The organism is Natrinema altunense, from assembly GCF_000731985.1.
In the GTDB taxonomy this organism is placed as follows: domain Archaea; phylum Halobacteriota; class Halobacteria; order Halobacteriales; family Natrialbaceae; genus Natrinema; species Natrinema altunense.
This window is the reverse complement of sequence record NZ_JNCS01000007.1, coordinates 46485-65516: the sequence shown is the minus strand read 5'-3', so window position 1 is coordinate 65516 and position 19032 is coordinate 46485. Positions and strand designations below refer to the sequence as shown.

Annotated in this window: 23 protein-coding genes; 13 read left to right on the top strand and 10 right to left on the bottom strand. The window is 67.0% G+C overall.

The features are described from left to right. Window positions 1-22: 22 nt before the first annotated feature. Together ALTAJ2_RS13120 and ALTAJ2_RS13115 are read right to left on the bottom strand one after the other, a co-directional pair. Window positions 23-430, bottom strand: coding sequence for a cupin domain-containing protein (locus ALTAJ2_RS13120; protein ID WP_007107665.1), 408 nt, complete (start codon window positions 428-430; stop codon window positions 23-25). Between the two features lie 152 nt (window positions 431-582). Beyond that, a complete protein-coding gene (locus ALTAJ2_RS13115; RefSeq protein WP_007107664.1) occupies window positions 583-1122 on the bottom strand; it encodes an HIT family protein in 540 nt (179 codons plus the stop codon). Window positions 1123-1376: 254 nt separating this feature from the next. Here ALTAJ2_RS13115 and ALTAJ2_RS13110 point away from each other — a divergent pair, with 254 nt between their 5' ends. Continuing rightward, entirely contained in the window at window positions 1377-1577 is a 201-nt protein-coding gene (locus ALTAJ2_RS13110; RefSeq protein WP_007107663.1) for a DUF7835 family putative zinc beta-ribbon protein, read from the top strand. A 341-nt stretch (window positions 1578-1918) separates the two neighbouring features. Here ALTAJ2_RS13110 and map read toward each other — a convergent pair whose 3' ends face one another. Both map and ALTAJ2_RS20305 read right to left on the bottom strand, forming a co-directional pair. After that, window positions 1919-2818, bottom strand: coding sequence for a type II methionyl aminopeptidase (gene map / locus ALTAJ2_RS13105; RefSeq protein ID WP_007107662.1), 900 nt, complete (start codon window positions 2816-2818; stop codon window positions 1919-1921). Window positions 2819-2892: 74 nt separating this feature from the next. Further along, window positions 2893-3018, bottom strand: a complete 126-nt coding sequence (locus tag ALTAJ2_RS20305; protein WP_275039494.1) for a hypothetical protein — start codon at window positions 3016-3018, stop codon at window positions 2893-2895. A 594-nt stretch (window positions 3019-3612) separates the two neighbouring features. On the opposite strand from ALTAJ2_RS20305, the gene icd reads away from it, so the two are divergent. The 3 genes from icd to ALTAJ2_RS19780 all read left to right on the top strand — a co-directional run bounded on the left by icd (window position 3613) and on the right by ALTAJ2_RS19780 (window position 5841). Further along, window positions 3613-4875 (top strand): isocitrate dehydrogenase (NADP(+)), encoded by a 1263-nt coding sequence (gene icd, locus ALTAJ2_RS13100; protein ID WP_007107660.1) that lies wholly within the window; start codon window positions 3613-3615, stop codon window positions 4873-4875. A gap of 236 nt (window positions 4876-5111) precedes the next feature. Next, on the top strand, window positions 5112-5549 hold the full coding sequence (locus tag ALTAJ2_RS13095) for a GNAT family N-acetyltransferase (protein WP_007107659.1): 438 nt from the start codon (window positions 5112-5114) through the stop codon (window positions 5547-5549). A 133-nt stretch (window positions 5550-5682) separates the two neighbouring features. After that, complete coding sequence (locus ALTAJ2_RS19780; protein WP_007107658.1) at window positions 5683-5841, top strand: hypothetical protein; 159 nt, start codon at window positions 5683-5685, stop codon at window positions 5839-5841. Between the two features lie 35 nt (window positions 5842-5876). On the opposite strand, the gene ALTAJ2_RS13090 is transcribed toward ALTAJ2_RS19780, so the two are convergent. Next, window positions 5877-7253, bottom strand: coding sequence for an NRAMP family divalent metal transporter (locus ALTAJ2_RS13090; protein ID WP_007107657.1), 1377 nt, complete (start codon window positions 7251-7253; stop codon window positions 5877-5879). 219 nt (window positions 7254-7472) lie between these two features. Between ALTAJ2_RS13090 and ALTAJ2_RS13085 the strand changes: the two genes are divergently transcribed. Next, a complete protein-coding gene (locus ALTAJ2_RS13085) occupies window positions 7473-7805 on the top strand; it encodes a DMT family transporter (RefSeq protein WP_007107656.1) in 333 nt (110 codons plus the stop codon). A gap of 131 nt (window positions 7806-7936) precedes the next feature. Here ALTAJ2_RS13085 and ALTAJ2_RS13080 read toward each other — a convergent pair whose 3' ends face one another. After that, window positions 7937-8749, bottom strand: coding sequence for a hypothetical protein (locus tag ALTAJ2_RS13080; protein ID WP_007107655.1), 813 nt, complete (start codon window positions 8747-8749; stop codon window positions 7937-7939). 88 nt (window positions 8750-8837) lie between these two features. Here ALTAJ2_RS13080 and ALTAJ2_RS13075 point away from each other — a divergent pair, with 88 nt between their 5' ends. Both ALTAJ2_RS13075 and ALTAJ2_RS13070 read left to right on the top strand, forming a co-directional pair. Beyond that, a complete protein-coding gene (locus ALTAJ2_RS13075) occupies window positions 8838-9362 on the top strand; it encodes a DUF5817 domain-containing protein (RefSeq protein WP_007107654.1) in 525 nt (174 codons plus the stop codon). A 54-nt stretch (window positions 9363-9416) separates the two neighbouring features. Continuing rightward, a complete protein-coding gene (locus ALTAJ2_RS13070; RefSeq protein ID WP_007107653.1) occupies window positions 9417-9782 on the top strand; it encodes a hypothetical protein in 366 nt (121 codons plus the stop codon). 125 nt (window positions 9783-9907) lie between these two features. Here ALTAJ2_RS13070 and hmgA read toward each other — a convergent pair whose 3' ends face one another. After that, window positions 9908-11134 carry a hydroxymethylglutaryl-CoA reductase (NADPH) gene (hmgA, locus tag ALTAJ2_RS13065; protein WP_007107652.1) on the bottom strand — a complete coding sequence of 409 codons (1227 nt, stop codon included), beginning with the start codon at window positions 11132-11134 and terminating at the stop codon, window positions 9908-9910. 82 nt (window positions 11135-11216) lie between these two features. Beyond that, entirely contained in the window at window positions 11217-11606 is a 390-nt protein-coding gene (locus tag ALTAJ2_RS13060; RefSeq protein WP_007107651.1) for a hypothetical protein, read from the bottom strand. Window positions 11607-11779: 173 nt separating this feature from the next. Between ALTAJ2_RS13060 and ALTAJ2_RS13055 the strand changes: the two genes are divergently transcribed. The 3 genes from ALTAJ2_RS13055 to ALTAJ2_RS13045 all read left to right on the top strand — a co-directional run bounded on the left by ALTAJ2_RS13055 (window position 11780) and on the right by ALTAJ2_RS13045 (window position 15021). Then, window positions 11780-13387, top strand: coding sequence for an amidohydrolase (locus ALTAJ2_RS13055; RefSeq protein WP_007107650.1), 1608 nt, complete (start codon window positions 11780-11782; stop codon window positions 13385-13387). A gap of 161 nt (window positions 13388-13548) precedes the next feature. Further along, window positions 13549-14532 (top strand): LLM class flavin-dependent oxidoreductase, encoded by a 984-nt coding sequence (locus ALTAJ2_RS13050; protein WP_007107649.1) that lies wholly within the window; start codon window positions 13549-13551, stop codon window positions 14530-14532. Window positions 14533-14667: 135 nt separating this feature from the next. Then, window positions 14668-15021 (top strand): DUF2267 domain-containing protein, encoded by a 354-nt coding sequence (locus tag ALTAJ2_RS13045; RefSeq protein ID WP_007107648.1) that lies wholly within the window; start codon window positions 14668-14670, stop codon window positions 15019-15021. A gap of 56 nt (window positions 15022-15077) precedes the next feature. Here ALTAJ2_RS13045 and ALTAJ2_RS13040 read toward each other — a convergent pair whose 3' ends face one another. Then, window positions 15078-15977 carry a glycosyltransferase family 2 protein gene (locus ALTAJ2_RS13040; RefSeq protein WP_007107647.1) on the bottom strand — a complete coding sequence of 300 codons (900 nt, stop codon included), beginning with the start codon at window positions 15975-15977 and terminating at the stop codon, window positions 15078-15080. Window positions 15978-16030: 53 nt separating this feature from the next. Continuing rightward, window positions 16031-16738 (bottom strand): class I SAM-dependent methyltransferase, encoded by a 708-nt coding sequence (locus tag ALTAJ2_RS13035; RefSeq protein WP_007107646.1) that lies wholly within the window; start codon window positions 16736-16738, stop codon window positions 16031-16033. A gap of 223 nt (window positions 16739-16961) precedes the next feature. On the opposite strand from ALTAJ2_RS13035, the gene ALTAJ2_RS13030 reads away from it, so the two are divergent. From ALTAJ2_RS13030 to ALTAJ2_RS13020, 3 genes are all read left to right on the top strand, one after another. Further along, window positions 16962-17243 carry a MarR family transcriptional regulator gene (locus ALTAJ2_RS13030; RefSeq protein ID WP_006187229.1) on the top strand — a complete coding sequence of 94 codons (282 nt, stop codon included), beginning with the start codon at window positions 16962-16964 and terminating at the stop codon, window positions 17241-17243. A 94-nt stretch (window positions 17244-17337) separates the two neighbouring features. Further along, a complete protein-coding gene (locus ALTAJ2_RS13025) occupies window positions 17338-18180 on the top strand; it encodes an MBL fold metallo-hydrolase (protein WP_007107645.1) in 843 nt (280 codons plus the stop codon). A gap of 30 nt (window positions 18181-18210) precedes the next feature. Continuing rightward, complete coding sequence (locus ALTAJ2_RS13020) at window positions 18211-18921, top strand: YkgJ family cysteine cluster protein (RefSeq protein WP_007107644.1); 711 nt, start codon at window positions 18211-18213, stop codon at window positions 18919-18921. Window positions 18922-19032: the final 111 nt, after the last annotated feature.

The window sequence follows — 19032 nt, the reverse complement described above, 5'->3', positions numbered from 1 at the left end:
GCGGGTCGGGCACTCGCCACGGCTAGTCGCCGTCGTCGAGTCCGTGGGGATCGAGTCCCGGGTCCTCGACCGCGGGTGCGCCGATTGCGAGGACGACGCCCTCCTCGTCGCCGACGTTGCGGTGGCCGTGGCCGACCTCCGGTTTGGCGATCCAGAACGTTCCCGGGCCTGCGTCGACGTACGTTTCCTCGCCCGACCGGCCGAGTTTCAGCGAGAACTCGCCTTCGAGGACGTAGTACAGTTCCTCCTGTTCGGCATGCGCGTGGTACTGGATCTCCTCACCGGGCTCGAAGTACCAGAGTTTGAGGTTGAGCGCGTCGGTGTCGAAGAAGTCGTCGAGCGCGCGGATACGGAGGTCCGGCGGGATCTCGTCGACCGCGGAGAGATCGGTCATCGGCACGTCGTCGGTGTGAACTACCTCGTAGTCCATGCCACTATAACACATGGCAACGGTCATCAAAAGTGTCCCGTCGACCGGCCCGCGTGCCGGCAAGGCCGGCGGGACCGATCCACCCGTCCAGCGGCGCTCGAGCGAGTCCCCGACTGTCGGGGCCATGGATCGTCCTCCCGCGAGCGGTGCCGTTACTCGACGACGACGGCACCGCCCTCGCTGGGGACCGTCGTCCCCTCCTGTGCGGCGAACGCGTCGTGGACGTGTTCGTAAGTCGCCTCGAGCGCCTCGACGATCACCGTCGTCTCGCTGAGCACGGGCATGAAATTGGTGTCGCCCTCCCACCGCGGCACGACGTGTGTGTGGAGGTGGTCGTCGATCGAGCCACCGGCCCCATCACCGAGGTTCAAGCCGGCGTTGAAACCGTCCGGTTCGAGGGCGGCCTCGAGTGCGTCGAACGTCCGTTGTTTCAAGCAGGCATGATCGAGCAGGACATCCTCCGCGAGAGCCGCGTACTCGCCGGTATGGCTGTGCGGGATTACCATCAGGTGTCCCGGGTTGTACGGATAGTTGTTCAGCATGACGAACGCGTGCTCGCTTCGCGCGACGAGTAAGTTCTCCCGATCGTCGTCCAGATCGGGGAGTTCACAGAAGACGCACTCCTCGATATCGGGGTTCGTTTCGTCGCGTCTGATCCACTCGATTCGCCACGGTGCGAACACCTGTTCCATGTTCGATACCACTCGAGGTGCCCCTAAAGCGTTTCAGTCCGCCGACTCGGGCCGGAACGAACTGGTAATTCGTCGGTAAATCCATGCAACAGTGACTCATAATTTCCCTATAAAGCCACGAAAGACGGATCTAAACGGTATCGAACGCTCTCAGACGATCTCGAAACGAGGTCGCCGCCCTCGTGCGGTTTTGACGGCTCACGGCACAAAATGAAGCGTGGGTTTAAGATAGGGCTACTGCAAGTAATCCGGTAATGGCAACGACTGATGACTCCGTCAACGGGATGACCGAGTACTGCGAGGAGTGTGGCTTAGAAACGCTCCACGAGGTGTCCGTCCAGATCAGAACTGAAAGCCTCAAGCAAGAAAACGCACAGTTCTCCCGCGAGCCCTACCGCGTGAGCGAGTGTCAACGATGTGGCAACCGCTCGAGCCAGCGGATGAACAACGCGTAACGAGTGGTGAGAATACGAGTGCTCTATTCGGGCCCGGTCCAAGTCGGACCCCGCCGGACAGGGCGCTCGTCGATGGCGGGCCCTCCGCTGAGGTGACTAGATGTGGGAGTTCTATGAGCGAGTGAGTCTCACTCATGCTCGCCCTCTACAGCCCTCGTAAACGGCGATAACCGACGGGATCGCGAGTGGGCGTCGCGTCACTTCTGACTTTCTCCTCGCCTCGTTACAGTCGAAGACGACGATAGCGGCGGCCAACGATAGACGATGCTGATCACAGCTGTCCTGTAATATACCGACATCCGCGGCGAATGTGGGTCGCTGTCGTTACCGCAGCGAGACGGTCACCGTTCGGTCGTCACTTCGCAGCCGTCTTCGGTGATGATGAGCGTGTGTTCTTTCTGACTGACGAGGAAGCCGTCGTCCTCCTTGAGCACCGGGTAGCTGTGGACGATATCGTTGCGCTTGAGTCGGCGCAGCGCCATTTCGGGTCGGTCCGTCTCGAGCCATCGAGTCGCGAACGGCAGCGTCCGAAACTCGTCGGTGATCTGCTCGAGGGCCTCGCGGGCCTGCCGGTTTCGGATCGTGCCCTCGCGCTCGAGCGAGAAGATTTCCTCGCTCGCACCCTCGGTGACCTTGCCGCCGCCGTCGGTCGCGAACGGCTCGATCGCGACGACGTCGCCGACCTCCAGCGTCGTCCCCTGCGAGACGGCGCGGTTCGGGATGTTCGGCGAGGTGTGTTGTTCCCAGTGACCCAACCCGTGGCCGGTGAGGTTGACGACGGGGTTGTAGCCGTAGCCGTCGATGACGTCTTCGATCTCGGCCCCGATCTCGCCGGTCCCGACGCCGGGTTCGACGATCTCGAGCGCGGCCTCCAAGGCCTGTTCGGAGGCCTCGGCGAGTTCCGGATTGCCGGAGAGATCGACGGTGATGGCGGTGTCGGCCAGCCAGCCGTCGACGTGGACGCCGATATCGAGGTTGATCATCTCCTCGCCGAAAGTCGTCTCGTCGTCGATCGACGGCGTCGCGTGGGCTGCCTCCTCGTCGACGGAGATGTTGACGGGGAACGCGGGCTGACCGCCGAGTTCCCGGATTCGGTCCTCCGCCCACTCGGCGACCTCGAGGTGGCTCGCACCGACCTCGACGCGCTCGGCGGTCTCTTCACGTACCTGCGCGAGGATCGCCCCCGCTTCGCGGTGCTTTTCGTACTGCTCGGACTCGAGGTCCACCTCGGATTCGGCCATATCCCGGGGTTGGATGGGTCGACAAAAAGAGGTTCCGTCTCTCCGACGAACGCTGGGGACGACTCGCAGCCGTCTCAGCGGGTCGTCGGCTCCCCATCGACCCAGTTACACGCCGGACAGGCGACGACCCCTTGCACGCTCGACAACGTCACGTCACAACGCGGACACCGACTCGAGGCGTACTGCGGCGCTCGAAACATGGTTCGATCCACGGATACGTCAATAATAAATGTTCCTCACGACGATCGTCGAACTCCCGGCCGCAGGCAACGGTGGCATCCCTCGAGCAGCAACCGAACGGTTCGCTGAACCGACCGTTCGGGACGGAAACGACCCGTAACGCCCCGAAATCCGTGAAACAGTCGCCACGGGTTATACCCGCCGCGTGTCTGAAGCCGAGTGGCGTGAGAGACGCCATCGATCCACGTCGAACGCCGCCGTTATCGACTCGAGTCCCGTGACACCACCGCGAGACCGAGGGCACGAACGACGCACCCGGCGGGCGGACGTCGGTTCGCGGTGGCGGCCACGGGGAGTCCGTTCCGCCAATCGCACCGTCGAGAGGGAGTGCAAACGACGGGTGCGAACGAACGTGCCGATTTCGCTGTGCGTATGCCCGTCATTTGATGGGAAGTCATATCGAGAGCCGCCATACGCCGACGTAGTGTCTCCACCAACACTGGCGTTTTCGGGGCGATGAGCCACTCAAGAAGGGCAGGGAATCGTTCAACTTTTGCCGGCCCGCGATGGAAATGGTAGACCTTTTACCCCCGTCGAAGAACCGTACAGACGAAATGAGCTACGAGAAGATCGAGGTCCCCGAGGAGGGGGAACAGATCACGCTGAAAGAGGGAACCGAGGACGAACTCGAGGTTCCTGACAACCCGATCATCCCGATTATCTACGGGGACGGTGTCGGGAGCGACGTCGGTCCCGCCGCACAGAAGGTCCTGGAGGCCGCCGCGGAGGCGACCGGCCGCGACATCAACTGGATGCGTCTCTACGCCGGCGAGTCCGCGCGCGAGAAGTACGACGAGAACCTGCCAGACGAGACCGTCGAAGCGATCAAGGAACACCGCGTCGCGATCAAGGGTCCGCTGACGACACCCGTCGGTGCCGGCTTCCGTTCGCTGAACGTCGCCCTGCGGAAGAAACTCGACCTCTACGCGAACGTCCGCCCGACCTACTACCTCGACGGTGTCCCGTCGCCCGTTTCCGAGCCGGAACAGATGGACATGGTTACCTTCCGTGAGAACACGGAAGACGTCTACGCCGGCATCGAGTGGGAAGAAGGTACCGACGAAGTCGCGGAAGTCAAGGAGTTCGTCGAGGAGGACATGGGCTTCGACAACACCATCCACGACGGCCCCGTCGGCATCGGCGTCAAGCCGATCACGGAGTTCGGGACGAAGCGACTCGTCCGCCGCGCCATCGACTACGCCCTCGAGCACGACCGCGATTCGGTCACGCTGGTCCACAAGGGTAACATCATGAAGTTCACCGAGGGCCAGTTCCGCGACTGGGGCTACGAGGTCGCCGAAGAGGAGTACGGCGACGAAGTCATCACCGAGGACACTCTCTGGGAGGAGCGCGACGGCGAAGCGCCCGAGGATGCGGTCGTCGTCAACGACCGCATCGCCGACAACATGCTCCAGCAGCTCCTGACCCGCACGGACAACTACGACGTCATCGCGACGATGAACCTCAACGGGGACTACATGTCCGACGCCGCCGGCGCACAGATCGGTGGCCTCGGCATCGCCCCCGGTTCGAACTTCGGCGACGGCCTCCTGCTGGCCGAACCCGTCCACGGCTCCGCGCCCAAGTACGAGGGTCAGGACAAGGTCAACCCGACCGCGATGATCCTCTCGGGCCGCATGATGCTCGACTACATCGGCTGGGACGACGCCGCCGACCTCGTCCGCGACGCCGTCGAGGAGACCATCTCCGCCGGCAAGGTCACCTACGACCTCGAGCGGAACCTCGAGGACGCCGAGAAGCTCGCCACCAGCGAGTTCGCCGACGAAGTCGTCAAGAACATCGAGAAGCTCTCGTAGAGGGGTTCTCGTCCGCTTGCGGCGACGCCGCAAGCACATCGAAGCGCTGGCGGACGCCGGCGGTTCGGCCAGTCAGAACGTGACGTGTTCTGACGCACGCGGGAACCTCCCGGAGGGGGTTCTCGGACGCGTTCTACTCTCCCGATTCTCTTTCCGACGTGTCCGGCAAACGGCGAGTCACGCGTCGGCGGCGCGTGTCGTAACGCACTCGTCATCGGCGGCCGTACGCCCGCTCGATGGACGATCTCGAGGTCCGAGCCGCCGAGACCGATCGCGAGCGCGACGACGCCTTCGCGGTTCGACGGACGGTGTTCGTCGAGGAGCAGGGCGTCGACGAAGAACTGGAGTACGACGACTACGACGAGACCGCCGTCCACTTCGTCGCGTACGACGGCGCAGAGCCGATCGGCGCGGCGCGACTGCGCGAGTCCGAAGCGGGCGTGGGAAAAGTCGAACGCGTCGCGGTCCTCGAGTCCCACCGGGAGGACGGCGTCGGTCGCGCGCTGATGGATGCGCTCGAGCAGCGGGCCATCGATGCGGGAGTCACGGCGCTGAAACTCCACTCGCAGACGCGGGCCGCCGGCTTCTATCGGAGCTTGGGGTACGAGCGCTACGGCGAGGAGTTCGAGGAAGCCGGTATCCCACACGTCGAGATGCGGAAGACGATCGACTGAGGTCACGACCGTCCGGCAAACGAGTTCGGGCCGGCCGCTCGAGTAACACGCGAGACGGACGCGGCTGGGATCGCGTCGGCGTCTGTCGGCCGTCTGACTGACTTTCAAGGGTCAGGATGTGGGCGTGGCTGGTATGGAACGAGACGTTCACGGTCCCGCAACCGCGGTCGGCTCGGCGACGGAGACGGTACGGACGGCCGCGCGGCTCCTCCTCCCGCTGACGGTCTCGGCCGCCGTTACTGCCGGCGGCGTGCTCGTCTTCTTCGCGGTGATCACCGCCGTTCTGGGCTGACCTCGCGTCGTGATGCGACCGATGCGCGATCCGACTCAGCGAGCGGCGATCCGATCGCGGCCGTAGCGCCCGGCGACGCCGAGGATCGCCAGCGCCATCGCCGCCGCGAAGGCGACGACGAACGCCGAAAGCGGCTCGGCGACCGTCTCGAGTTCCGCGAGGACGAACTCGCCGGCGAGGACGGTGGCGACGGCGAAGAGCGCGAGGCCGCCGACGTTGGCCGGCACCGAGTTCGTCTCGGGCACGACGCTGGGATCGTTCAACAGGGCGAGGAGCACCGCGATAGCGAAGGGCGTCCCGACGAGTCCGAACGCGAGCGTGAGGACGAGGAGTTGGAAGAACGTCCCGCCGAGGAACGGGCCGATCGCCGAGGCGAGCGCGACGACGACGATCGTGGCCCGATAGCGGGGATCGCTGACGGACCGGTCCCAGCCGAACTTGTCGGCGAGCAGGTACGGCGGAACGATCGTGTTGCCCCCGAGCGTCGAAACCGCCGCGCCCAACAGTCCGGCGAAGAACAGCCACGTGGCGTACTCGCCGGCGACCGGACCGAGCGTCTGCGCCGCTCCGACGCCGTCGATCGTCGCCGGATCGACGCCGGCCGACGGGAGGACGCTCGCCGCGACGAGGAAGACGCCGAGGCTGAAGACGCCGAAGGCGACGAGCATCGAACTGACGACGTCGAACGTCGCGATGTCGGTCTCGCTGCGCGTCCAGCCGCGGGCGCGCATCGTGTAACTCTGCATCGTCAACAGCGTGATGTGGACCGCGCCGCCGAGGATGCCCGCGGCGACGAGCGCCCCGTCGACGCCGGACGGGATCGTGGGTTGCAGCCCGCTCGCCGCCGCGGCCGGGTCGATCGGGACGACGAACGCCGAGGCGACGAACGCGACGACGACGACCGAGACGAGGACCTTCGCGCCGACCTCGGCGACGCGATAGCCACCCCCCGCGAGCCCCGCGGCGAGCACCAGCGCCCAGACGACGCCCCAGAGTCGCGGGTCGGTCAGGGCGGCGATACCGACGCCAGCACTAGCGACGATCGTCGCAGTCACGCCCGCGAGCGTCTTCATAATCACGAGCTGTGCTAACCCCGCAGCCAGTACGACATCGATCACGAGCACCCAGGCCCACCGCGAGCCGAGGTGGCGTTCGACGACCGCGACGATTCCCGCTTCGGTGAGCAGCCCCAGCCGCATCGAGAGATACTGCCCGACGGTACCGAGGACGGCCGAGAGGACGACCACCCACAGTAAAGCGTAACCGAAGCTCGCGCCCGCGACCAGCAGACTGGCCATCGTCGCCGGCCCCGCCGCGATCGCGCCGGCGAGCCACGTCGGCCCCAGCCGCTCGAGAAACGCTCCGATCCGTCCGATACTCCACGAGTCCGACGACCGTGACTCGGTTGCCATCGGTCCCTCTTTCGAAGTCGAATATATAACTCCGTGGTATTCGTGACTATTAGCAGCTACTCACGGACCCACTGATTGCCCTGCGAACGAACTCGGGACGGCCCTACTACGAAAGCGGCGAAACGACGATGGCACACATAGTTCCACGGCTACCGGTGGTTTCCCGTCGATCCGTCGCGATACGAAAGAAATAGTAGTTTTCTAAAACTACGTCGCTGTATGAACCCGTACGTCATACTCAGCGGGGCAATCCTGTCGGAGCTGTTCGGAACGACGGCCCTCAAACTCTCCGACGGGTTCTCGCGGCTGTTGCCGAGTCTCGGCGTCATCGGCGGCTACGGCCTCGCCTTCTATCTGCTCTCGCTGACGCTCGAGGAGTTGCCGGTCGGCATCGTCTACGCGACGTGGGCCGCGCTCGGGATCATCGGTGTCGCGGCCATCGGCGTGCTCGCGTTCGACGAACACCTCGACGGGGCGGCCGTCGCCGGGATGGGACTCATCCTCGCCGGCGTCTACTGTCTGAATATCCTCTCGGACGTCTCCGCACACTGAGTACGCTGGCGTCGCGGTCGGACTCGACTCGAGACGGGGCGGGCGCACATCGCGGTCGGCTCGGGACGGGGACACCGAACCGAGAGAGCGTCGCTCGCACGGCCGTCGTGCGAGCAGGTGTGCAGTGACGTTCAGCAGTTTCTATCGGTCGCGTCGTGGTCGATGATCCATCGCTTGACGAGGCGCTTCAGTTCGCCGTATCTGCCGGTTCGCGTCTCCCGGTCGTCGCCATCCCGAATGCGCGTCGCTTCACAGCCGGTCTCCGGGCCGCCGGGGGCGGTCGACGTCAGCAGTCTGATGAGCGTGTCGCCGTTTGGTGCGGCGTAGTACTCGGTCGAACCGTCCGGGGTGACGCTGTATGCCCAACCGTGGACGAGCGTGTCTCGGTCCGGCATCGGGTCGGATTCGGCGGCCGACTCGTCGCTGGCTACCGTCTCTGCGCCGGCTTCCGGCCCGAGCACCCACCGCTTTCCGGCCGCGAGATCCCGCTCCCGAAGGGCATGAGACGCGACCTCGACCGCTCGAACGGTCCCCTCGGGGACGTCGAACTCGGCCCCGGCCGCGAGGGTTGCGAGCCGATCGGTGATGGTCTCGAGCGTGCGACTGAGGCCGCGGTTGTAGGAGGACCGTCGCCGCGACTCGCTCGGCGGCGGACTGTACGAGAGCAGTGACGCCGCATCGGCGAGGGAAGTGAGATCGGCCGGCGTCGGCTGCCGCCGAAGCACGTCGGCGATCACCAGTCCGTTCCGGACCGAGCCGAGCCGGGCGACCTCGCGGGCTGCGACCGCGGTCCAGTACCGGTCGCCGTCCGCGTCGTCGGCGAGCCGTTCGAACGCGGCATCGATCGCGTCGTCGTCCGCGTCGCGATCGATACCGAGGACCGCACGGGCATCGCCGATGCCGGCTATCTCGTCGGGCGTGTCGATTCCCACGTCGTCGCTCATGGGACACCCCTGGCGGGGCGCATACAGAAACGTTGTCACTTGCCGCCACTCCGAGCGATTAAACAGGGTCGAACGCTCACGGCGAGACATGTACGCCGTCGTCGGCTGTAGCGAGTGCTCGAACCTCTGGATCATCGAGGGGCGATCGGAGACGACGCAGTGTCCTCGCTGTGGCTCGCGTCGGGCCTACGAGAAGCGCAAAAAGTTCGTCGAGACCGACGACGCCGCCCACGCTCGCGACGTCCGAGCGTCGATGCTCGCGAACCGTCAGGGAGAGGGCGAGGCCTTCGCCGAACTCGACTCCTTCGCCGCCCTCGAGGCAGAGGTCGCCGACGGCGTCGTCGACGACGACGAGTATCTCGCGGAGTCCGGCCTGGACATCGACGAGGTCGACGCGGCCGGCGACCGCGATCCGCGAGGTCCGAGCCGTAGCGGGAGCAAGAAGGAAATCGTCGAAGGCGCACTCGAGGCTCTCGACCGGCCGACCGAGGGCGAGGTCGCCGAGTACGCCGGCGAGCGCGGCGTCTCGGCCGAAGACGCCAGGGCCGTGCTCGAGAAGCTGACGCGGCGCGGGATCGTCAGCGAGAGCCGCGGGCGGTACCGGCTGGTGTAGGCCGTCGGCGCCGTATCGCCACGGCTATCCCGTCACGGCGGGTCCGTGTGGGGTATGGCAGAAACCGTCGACCTCCAGGCACCCGTCGTCGGCGGGGGGCTGGTGGTCGCGATCGGGTTGCTCGTCTACGGACGGGTCGTCAGCGAGACGATCGTCGGAATCGACGCCGCCGTCGGGGCGACGTGGGTTCTCGCGGCGACGTTCGCCGCGCTCGCCGCGATCCACGCGAGCGTCGGGCAGTACGACCTCACGCTCGGACACGGGGGCGGTGCCGTCGGATGGCTCCTCGTCTTGCTCGGATCGACGGGACCCCACGTCGCGCTCGGACTGGTCCTGCTCGTCCTGTCGGGCGGGTACATCGCGATCAGAACGAGGCGACGCCGCGACGACGGTTCCAAGGAGCCATCAGCGGGGCGCTAACCGGTTTCGGTTCCGCCGGACTGATTCTCACCGCCGAGACATCTTTCGGATGCGGCGGACTGGATGTGAGCCGCTGAGAGCACCCGAACTGTAATGTGCCGTCTGCGACACGGAGTTTGCCGACGCTACCGACCCAAATCCTCGTGCGCGCTCGCGAGGTGTCGCGAAGAGAGCGCACCGAGCAGGGAGAGTTCGCCGGCGAGCGCGCCGACGGCGATGATCTCGGCGAGCGCGTCGGCGTTCGAGCCCGGCGGGTCGCCGCCGCCCCGAAGACCGAGGATCTCCAGGGCCTCGGCCTGGGTCGGGAGTTTCGTGCCGCCGCCGACGGTTCCGACCTCGAGCGAGGCCAGCGAGACGCTGGCGTAGAGGTCGGTGGTACCGTCCTCGCGCTCGCGGGCGTCCATAGTCGTGATCGTGTTCGCCGCTTCGACGACCTGGGCCTCGTCCTGGCCGGTCGCGAGGAAGGCCGCGCCGACGACGTTGGCGGCGTGAGCGTTGAATCCCAGGCTGCCCGCTTTGGCGCTGCCGATCAGGTTCTTTCGCGTGTTGGCCTCGGCGATGGCGTCGGCGGTCGTGTGGAGGCGCTCTTCGACGAGTTCGCCGGGGATCAGGGCATCGGCGGTCACGGATCGCCCCCGTCCCTCGACGGCGTTGATGGCGGCCGGTTTCTTGTCCGAACAGAGGTTTCCCGAGAGCGCGACGAGCGAGGCAGGCGTCTCGCTCTCGACGAGTTCGCAGGCCTCGCCGGTCGCGATCGTGGCCATGTTCATCCCCATCGCGTCCTTGGTGTCGTAGGCGAAGCGCAGGTAGACGGAGTCGCCGACCACGTAGGGCTCGATATCGAGCAGTTCGCCGTGGCTGGTCGTCGATTCGGCGGCCGCCCGGAGCGCCTCGAGATTGTCCTCGACCCACGCGACCGTCTCGGCGGCCTCCGCCACGCCTGCCACCCGAAAGACCGGCGCTCGAGTCATCCCGTTTTTCGTCACGCGCGCGTCCGCACCGCCGGCCTCCCGGATCACGCCGAGGCCGCGGTTGACCGACGCCAGCAGCGCGCCCTCGGTCGTCGCGAGCGGCAGATAGTGCTCGCCGTCGGCCGCGCCACCCGCGACGGGGACGGGACCCACGACACCCATCGGCACCTGCGCCGCGCCGATCATGTTCTCGATGTTCGGGTCCGCCTCTTCGGCGGGGAACGCGTAGTCGCCGATCGCCTCGAGTTCGGTTCCCGTCTCGCGTTCGATCAACAGCCGGCGCGCGTGGGCTGCGGTGTCGTAGTCGGCGTGCTCCTCGAGTTCGTGAATTCGAAGGTCACCCTCGCGTACCCGCTCGGCGAGGTCCTCGGGGTCCGTCATGGATGGGCCAAGAGGGTGATGGGTCCTAACAGTTGCTGATTGCCCCGGGAAGCACACGGTCACGGCGACGGCATCGCCGCGGTTACGGGACTCCCGTCACGGAGTCGTCGCTCGGCGTGCGATAGTCCGCCACCACCTCGTAACAGACGAGCGCGACGATCGAGCCGGTTCCGAGCAGGGCGATCACCAGATGGCGGCCCCCGTCCGCATCGGCGGCGAACACGATCGCGAGCGTCGCCGTCGCGACCGCAGCGAACCGGACCCTGCTCCGGAAGCGAGCCTCGTTGTCGTCGGTGGCCGCGAGGTACAACTGCGGCACCGCCACGGCGACGCCGGCGAACAGGAGGAACGCGAGGAGCGGTCGATCCCAGATCGCGACCCCGAACTGGCGCTCCACGGCGAGCGACCCGGCGAGCGACAGGACGACCAGGAGAAGCGAGCCGAAGATGACGCGGCCTTCGCGATCGATCATACGAGCCGGTCAACGGACGGCCAAGTCAACCTTGCGCTCGAGCGGGCGCGGTAAGCCCGCCGTACGCGCTCGAGTGGGTGTTTGGCGATCCCTACTGTGCCCGACGGGCGCGCGATCCGGGCGTCGGGACCGGTGACGGAACTGTTTTGTCGCTCGCCCGCGGGCACTCTCGCATGACTGCGGCCGCTGATCGCCTGCTGGTCGACGCGGAGGTCCACACGCTCACCGAGCCCGATACCGTCGCCGACGCGGTCGCGATCCGCGACGGCGAGATCGTCCGTCTCGGGAGAACGTCCGAGATCACGTTCCTCGCGGGCGTCGAAACCGACGTGATCAACTGCGGCGGGCGGGTCGTCCTCCCGGGATTCATCGACGCGCACACGCACATGGAGCAACTGGGCCAACACCTCGTCCACGCCGACCTCTCGGACGCCGACGGTCCCGACGAGTGCGTCCGACTGCTCCGCGAGCAGGCCGAGCGGGACCCGGATCGCGAGTGGATTCTCGGGTTCGGCTACGACGAAAGCGAGTGGACCGACACGCGATCGACGCCGCTGACGCGGGCGGACCTCGACCGCGTCAGCGAGGATCGGCCGGTCGTCGCGATGCGGGTCGATCTGCACACCGCCTCGCTGAACGCGGTCGCGCTCGAGCGCCTCGCCGACGACCTACCCGACTCCGACCTCCGAACCGAGGGCGGCGAGCCGACCGGCGTCGCCGTCGAAGACGCCGCCGAGGCGGTCAGAACGGGGCTCACGGCCGACGGCGAGGAGATGCGGACGGTGCTCGCGGCCGCGACGGAGTACGCGGTCGAACGCGGCGTCACCGGCGTCCACGACAAGGTACGGGGCTCGGTCGCCCCGCGGACCTACCGCGAGATGGCCGCCGACGGCGACCTTCCCCTGCGCGTCCGGATCGACTACTGGAGCGACCATCTCGAGGCGCTCGTCGACGTCGGCGTCGGAACGAACGACGGCGGCGACCGGGTCCGGACCGGGGCGATCAAGTCCTTCTCGGACGGGAGTTTCGGGAGTCGGACGGCGAGGCTTCGGGAGCCGTACGCGGACGAAGACGGGGACCGGGGCGAGACCGACGATACCGGTCGTGGAGACGACGCGTCCGCATCCGACGGCGAGCGCGGGCAGTGGGTCGTCGACCCCGAGGCGCTTTCCGCCCTCGTCGACCGCGCCGACGGCGAGGGGTATCAGGTCTGTATCCACGCCATCGGCGACGAAGCGATCGAAGAGACGCTGTCGATCCTCGAGTCGACCGCCGATCCCGGCGGCTCGCGCCACCGGATCGAGCACGCGGAGCTGGCAACCGACGACCACCTCGAGCGCATGGCCGAGACGGGGATCGTCGCCTCGATGCAGCCGAACTTCCACCGCTGGGCCGCCGAGGGCGGGCTCTACGATCGGTGTCTCGGCACGGACCGACGCGAGCGGACGAACCGGTTCCGCCGGGTGCTCGATGCGGGCGTCCCCCTCGCGTTCGGCTCGGACTGCATGCCATTGGACCCGCTGTTGGGGGTCCACCACGCAGTGAACGCACCGACGGATCGACAGCGGCTCTCGGTCACCGAGGCGCTGCGAGCGTACACGCGGGGTGCAGCCGTCGCCGGCTTCGACGACGACCGGCTCGGGACGGTCGAGTCCGGCAAGCGCGCCGATCTGGTCGTGCTCGAGGCGTCACCGTGGGAGCGGCCGGATCGGATCGACGAGATCGACGTCGCGATGACGCTCGTCGACGGCGAGGTCGTCTTCGACGGTCGCGAGGCGTGAGAGCGGGCACAGGCGTCACCGCCGCCCATGGTTCATCGCGACCGCGGCCGGACGACACCGTGCGAGACGGAACGGGTCGCCGAACCGACGCCGGCAGTCGGCCGGAGTCCGCAACCTGACCGAGGCGTCGATTTTTGTCATTGGAGCACAACGGGAGGCGCATGGACGTTGGACTCATGGTCACGGCCTTCGGCGACGTGGACCTCGCGGATGTCGCCGTTCGCGCCGAATCGCAGGGGTACGACGCGGTCTGGGTCGGCGAGCTCTGGGGTGCCAGCGGCGTCGTCCAGGCCACCGAAATGGCCTGTCGGACCGAGGCAATCGAAATCGGGACCGCGATCCTGAACGTCTACTCCCGGTCGCCGGCCGTCCTCGCGATGACGGCGGCCTCGCTCGAGGACGCGTCCGACGGACGGTTCACGCTCGGCCTCGGCACGAGTACGGCCGCGGCGGTCGAGGACCTCCACGGGATGGCGTTCGACCGGCCGGTGCGACGCGCGCACGAGACGATCGAACTGCTGCGCGAGTTCACCGCGGGAACCGGCGAGCCGGTCGATTACGACGGCGAACTGCTCGCGGCGGCGGCGTTCCCGTCGATCGAGAGCGCGGTGCCGATCTACCACGCCGGGCTCGGGCCGGCGAATCGCCGCGTCGTCGGCCGGCTCTGCGACGGCTGGATTCCGCACAATATCCCGTTTTCGCGGCTCGATGACGCGTTCGAAGAGGTCGCGACGGCTGCACGGGAACGCGACCGCGATCCGGACGACATCACGATCGCGCCCTACGTGCCCGCGGCGGTCAGCGCGGACCCGACAGAGGCCCGCGACACGCTGCGGCGACACGTCGCGTACTACGTCGGAAGCGGCGAGGGGTATCGTAGAGCGGTCGCGACCGAGTTCCCGGACGAGGCGGACCGGATCGCCGAGATGTGGCGCGACGGCGAGAAGAGCGCGGCCGTAAGCGCCGTCACCGACGAGATGCTCGCCGATCTCGGTGTCGCCGGAACGCCCGCCGAGGCCCGCGACCGACTCCGGACGCTCGTCGCCGAGACCGGAATCGATCACCCGATCGTCGTGGTTCCGGAACCGGCCTCGAACGCGGTCGCGGAGACGACGATCGACGCGCTCGCACCGGCCCGGCTGTAGCGGTGGCGTCGGCGATCCGGGCGAGCAGCGGTCGCGGCAGCACCGTGGCCAAACCGTCACGGCGACGGCCGCCTTGCGAATCCGCGGGCGGCGTTTTTTGAGTGCACGCTCGACAGTTCCGACCCCGGCCCCACCATGAGCACGAGCGATACCGAATTCGTCGGCGAAGGCGGGGCGACCGACATCGCGAGTCCGCTCCCGATGGAGATCGATCGGTACCTGCTGGCCGCCGACCACGGTCAGGCCTCCGACTACGACACGTTCGTCGATCGAGTGCTCGAGCGACTGAACGACGACGATCTGGACCTCGACGTTTCGTACAGCCGCCCGGCGAGCGTCGACCGGTCCGAGGCGGTCTACCGGATCGGGGCCGTCGTCGAACTCGTTAGCGAACGGGTCCCCGGTGGGGAACTGGCACACGCCGAAGAGCAGTTGCCCGACACGTTCGAGTTCGTCGGTGCCGAGACGAAACCCAGGGAGGCGACGTGAGAGGGGAAACGTCGAGCGACGCGGCCGGTCCGGGCTCCGAAATCGAACCCAGGGGATCAGCGCCGGTCGTAGACCCGGACCGCTCGGTCGTGGCGCTTCGAGAGTCCGTTCGGGTTGCGCCGGCTCGAGCGATCGGTATACCGGGCGCGAACGCCATCCCAGAGTCCGCGCGTGATGTTCGTCACGACGTCAGTGCCGTCCGAGATCCAACCCGTCGGCGTGGCCTCGCCGGAGAGCAGCCGACGAACGCCGCTGCCGCCGTCGTACAGTGCGCTTCCGACGGCTCGAGCGAGGACGGTCGGTCGCGGCCCGTAATTCTTCGCGAGCCGGTAGGACAGCGACCGGTAGGTCGCCCCCCAGTCGGGGTCGGCCCGGCCGCCGTCCGTCCCGATCTCACACCGGACGGCCATCGTCGCCGACCACGATACGTCGTGGCCGAGGCCGGCCACGCGGTGGGCGCAATCCCGCTCGCTCCCGTCCTCGAGATACTCGTCGAACCCGTCCAAGGACTCGAGAACGGAGCGCTCGAACGCGACGTTGTTACCGTGAAAGAGGGTGACCGGCTGCCCCGCGACCCGCCGCGGTGATTGCAGATCGGTCCCGACGGGACCGCCGGTGACGGGGCCGGTGACGACGGCCGTTTCGTCGGCCAGCGACTCGTCGATGGCGGAATACCAGCTGTGGTCGACGGCGTACTCGCCGTCGAGGAAGGCGACGACGTCCCCCGTCGCGAGTTCGAAGCCGGCGTTGCGGGAGACGCCGGGGTTCCGTTCGGAGATTTCGACCAGGACGTCGACGTCGTCGCGCTCTCGGACGACGCCGGTCGTCCCGTCCGAGGAGGGCCCGTTGACGACGATGATCTCCGTCGACGACGGCGTCCGCGCCGCGAGGGCGTCGAGACACGACAGCAATCGCTCCCGGTCGTTGAGCGTCGAGACGACTACCGAGAGCTCCATACCGTCCGATAGGAGCCCCTGATAGTAAATAGATGGGATTTCACTCGCTTCGATCAGCGAACGCGCGCGTTCCAGTACGACACCGACGCGAAGTGGTCAGTAATCGGGAGTTCGCCGACCGCCTTGTCGAGTGCGCGAAGCGGCGATGCGAGGCCGTTGGGGATCGACCGGTACAGGCCGTACGGCAGGAGGAAGTCGTCCTCGACGTCGACGAGGGTGAGATCGGTCTTCGCGAGGAGGACCGCGACCTCGCTCGTCGAGTAGAGCCGCGACCCCATCGGGAGCGCCCAGTTGTAGACACTGCGCGTCGAAAACCGATTGAACGTATCGAAGACGATCTGATCGCGGGAGACCCGCCGCATTTCCTCCAAGAACGCCTTCGGGTCGTCCGCGAGATGGAAGAACCGCATCGCGACCACGGTATCGAAGTGATCGTCCGGAAACGGCAGCCGCCCGGCGTCACCGCGGAGGAACTCGAGCGTCCCCGCGAGGTCGGCGTTTTTGGCCTTCCGGCGTCCCTGCTGTAACATCGCTGCCGAGATATCGAGTCCGACGACGTCGGCCCCCTGATGGGCCAGCATGACGGTAAATCGCCCGGTACCACAGGCGATTTCGAGGACCTTCCGGTCCTCGACCGGCATGATGGCCTCGAGGACGGCCTCCTTCTCCCGGCGGTCGATCAGTTGGCCACCCTGGGAGAACCGCTTGTCGTCGTATTCCTCGGCGATGTCGTCGGCTTGGTACCACTCCTGTCCTTTCACACTGGGCGAATCTACTGTTGCGATGGGATAAAACGATACTGGAGTCCGCCGACGAGGTCGGCCGATTCGTCGCCCGCCGTCGCCGCGGTCACGAACCGATCGACACCGGAAACGCACCGGAATATTAGTGTGTTAATATCGTATCGATATGCCTTATACAAACTGCATTGTTCGTATCCACATATAGGGAAGCTTTACCACTGACGATTCCGCTGACGTAGGTATGAGCACGAGTACAGCCGAGAACCGTGGCGCTGCCGCCGAGGAAACCCTTTCCGAGGACGAGTACCGCGACCGCCTCCGTGATCTCCCACCGAGTGCCAAACTCGTCGCGAAAGTCCTCGAGACCGAGTCGCCGCTCTCGCAGGGCCAACTCGCCGAGGAATCGCTGCTTCCGGACCGCACCGTTCGCTACGCGCTCAATCGACTCGAGGACGTCGGGCTCGTCGGCTCGAGGTACAGTTTCCGAGACGCCCGCAAACAGGTCTACTTCCTCAACCACTGATCCGCTCGGTGCGGGTGGCTACTACGAGGGGGGTGGAACCGCACACCGGCCGTCCGTCGATACGCCTTTTTCCGCTCGGTCGCACGGTCCGGACATGGATGTCACTCGGTGGTCCGTCCCGGTTGCGACGCGTGCGCCGACCGGCGAGACCAACGCCTACCTGATTCGGGGGACGACTGGCTCGTCGCCGAACGACGACCGGGACCGTCGCGAATCCGGCCCCGAATCGGCCATCCTCGTCGACCCGGCAGCCAGAACCGATGCCCTCGACCGCGCGGTCCGGGAGCGCTCCGTCGACCACGTCCTCGTCACCCACACCCATCCCGATCACGTCGGTGCCGTCGACGCCTACGCGGCCGAGACCGGCGCGACCGTCTGGGCGCGTGACGGACGCGTCGATCGGTTTCGAGATGCGACGGGTCGGGACCCCGATCGGACGTTCGCGCCGGGGACGACGATCCCGCTCGGCGACGAGCGCGTTCGACTCCTCGACGCCCCGGGCCACGCGCCGGATCACGTCGCGATCGCGGCCGGCAACACCGGCCCGATCCTGTGTGGCGACTGTGCCGTCCGCGAGGGGAGCGTCGTCGTCGGCGCACCCGAGGGCGACATGCGCGCGTACGTGACGACGCTGCGTCGACTCTGGGCGATGGACCCGCCCGCACTATATCCGGGCCACGGCCCCGAAATCGACGCCCCGCGAGCGACCCTCGAACGACTGCTCTCCCACCGGGCCGACCGCGAACGACGGGTGCTCGAGGCCGTCATCGACGGTGCCGAGACGATCGGCGAACTCCTCGACGAAGCGTACGAGAAGGATCTCGCCGGCGTGCGCGACCTCGCGCGGGCGACGGTCCGCGCCCACCTCGGGAAACTCGCCGTCGAAGGCCGTGTCGCGTGGGACGGCGAGCGGGCAACCCCACCCGAGGGCGACTGACTTTTCCGCGTCGACTCCCTCCCCTCGAGCGTGCAATCGCTCGACGCCGAACTCGAAGACGCCCGCCAACTGTCCGTTGCCGACCTCGCGGACGCGATCGAATCGATCGGCTTCGAGTGTACTCGCTGTGGAGCCTGCTGCAAGGCCGACGCCGAGGACGATCACACGGCGACCGTCTTTCCTGACGAAGTGCGCACGCTCGAGGAAAGCGACAGGGACGCCGACTACGACTGGCGTGATGTCGCTCGGCCCATGCCATACGGGCTCTCGACGGGTGACGACGGACTCGAGGGCGAGACCTTCGAGTGGGCGCTGCAGACCGACGGCTGTGGCGACTGTACCTTCTACGAGGAAGACGAGTCGGGAACGGGGGCCTGTACCGCTCACGACGACCGCCCGTTGATCTGTCGGACCTACCCGTTCAGTATCGCGCTCGCGGGAACCAGCCAGCCGATGGGCGAAGCCGTCGACAGCGTTGCGCTGGACGCGGAACACGACGCCGGCGACGAGGGCGGCGTCGTCCGCGCCCACGAGTGTGACGGACTCGGCCGCGATATCTCTCGAGAGGACGCCGAGACACTGGCTCGAGCGCTGAAGGAACGAGCCGTGCGGGAACTCGAGGAGGCCATCGCCGTCAGAGACGAGTACGCGCCCGCCGATCCCGATCCCGGCGAGATCGTCGTCCACGATTCCGAGGGGGCAAAGCGAGTCGACGGGACGCCGCTCGAGGAAAGTGAGTGAGTGAGTGAGTTGTGCAACTGACGACATCGGCCACGCTGTCGGATTAGCAGTTCGGAATCTACTGCTCGGAAGGTCAGGAGCAACCCATATCGCCGAGCGTGGACGGTGCTC

Bases quoted from the DNA above. Each gene is read 5' to 3' on its own strand.
- ALTAJ2_RS13115 (WP_007107664.1), bottom strand. From the start codon at position 1,122: ATGGAACAGGTGTTCGCACCGTGGCGAATCGAGTGGATCAGACGCGAC.
- ALTAJ2_RS13080 (WP_007107655.1), bottom strand. From the start codon at position 8,749: ATGAGCGACGACGTGGGAATCGACACGCCCGACGAGATAGCCGGCATC.
- ALTAJ2_RS13095 (WP_007107659.1), top strand. From the start codon at position 5,112: ATGGACGATCTCGAGGTCCGAGCCGCCGAGACCGATCGCGAGCGCGAC.
- ALTAJ2_RS13055 (WP_007107650.1), top strand. From the start codon at position 11,780: ATGACTGCGGCCGCTGATCGCCTGCTGGTCGACGCGGAGGTCCACACG.
- map (WP_007107662.1), bottom strand. From the start codon at position 2,818: ATGGCCGAATCCGAGGTGGACCTCGAGTCCGAGCAGTACGAAAAGCAC.
- ALTAJ2_RS19780 (WP_007107658.1), top strand. From the start codon at position 5,683: ATGGAACGAGACGTTCACGGTCCCGCAACCGCGGTCGGCTCGGCGACG.
- ALTAJ2_RS13120 (WP_007107665.1), bottom strand. From the start codon at position 430: ATGGACTACGAGGTAGTTCACACCGACGACGTGCCGATGACCGATCTC.
- ALTAJ2_RS13070 (WP_007107653.1), top strand. From the start codon at position 9,417: ATGGCAGAAACCGTCGACCTCCAGGCACCCGTCGTCGGCGGGGGGCTG.
- ALTAJ2_RS13050 (WP_007107649.1), top strand. From the start codon at position 13,549: ATGGACGTTGGACTCATGGTCACGGCCTTCGGCGACGTGGACCTCGCG.
- ALTAJ2_RS13060 (WP_007107651.1), bottom strand. From the start codon at position 11,606: ATGATCGATCGCGAAGGCCGCGTCATCTTCGGCTCGCTTCTCCTGGTC.
- ALTAJ2_RS13040 (WP_007107647.1), bottom strand. From the start codon at position 15,977: ATGGAGCTCTCGGTAGTCGTCTCGACGCTCAACGACCGGGAGCGATTG.
- hmgA (WP_007107652.1), bottom strand. From the start codon at position 11,134: ATGACGGACCCCGAGGACCTCGCCGAGCGGGTACGCGAGGGTGACCTT.
- ALTAJ2_RS13025 (WP_007107645.1), top strand. From the start codon at position 17,338: ATGGATGTCACTCGGTGGTCCGTCCCGGTTGCGACGCGTGCGCCGACC.
- icd (WP_007107660.1), top strand. From the start codon at position 3,613: ATGAGCTACGAGAAGATCGAGGTCCCCGAGGAGGGGGAACAGATCACG.
- ALTAJ2_RS13045 (WP_007107648.1), top strand. From the start codon at position 14,668: ATGAGCACGAGCGATACCGAATTCGTCGGCGAAGGCGGGGCGACCGAC.
- ALTAJ2_RS13090 (WP_007107657.1), bottom strand. From the start codon at position 7,253: ATGGCAACCGAGTCACGGTCGTCGGACTCGTGGAGTATCGGACGGATC.
- ALTAJ2_RS13075 (WP_007107654.1), top strand. From the start codon at position 8,838: ATGTACGCCGTCGTCGGCTGTAGCGAGTGCTCGAACCTCTGGATCATC.
- ALTAJ2_RS20305 (WP_275039494.1), bottom strand. From the start codon at position 3,018: ATGTTTCGAGCGCCGCAGTACGCCTCGAGTCGGTGTCCGCGTTGTGAC.
- ALTAJ2_RS13110 (WP_007107663.1), top strand. From the start codon at position 1,377: ATGGCAACGACTGATGACTCCGTCAACGGGATGACCGAGTACTGCGAG.
- ALTAJ2_RS13030 (WP_006187229.1), top strand. From the start codon at position 16,962: ATGAGCACGAGTACAGCCGAGAACCGTGGCGCTGCCGCCGAGGAAACC.
- ALTAJ2_RS13085 (WP_007107656.1), top strand. From the start codon at position 7,473: ATGAACCCGTACGTCATACTCAGCGGGGCAATCCTGTCGGAGCTGTTC.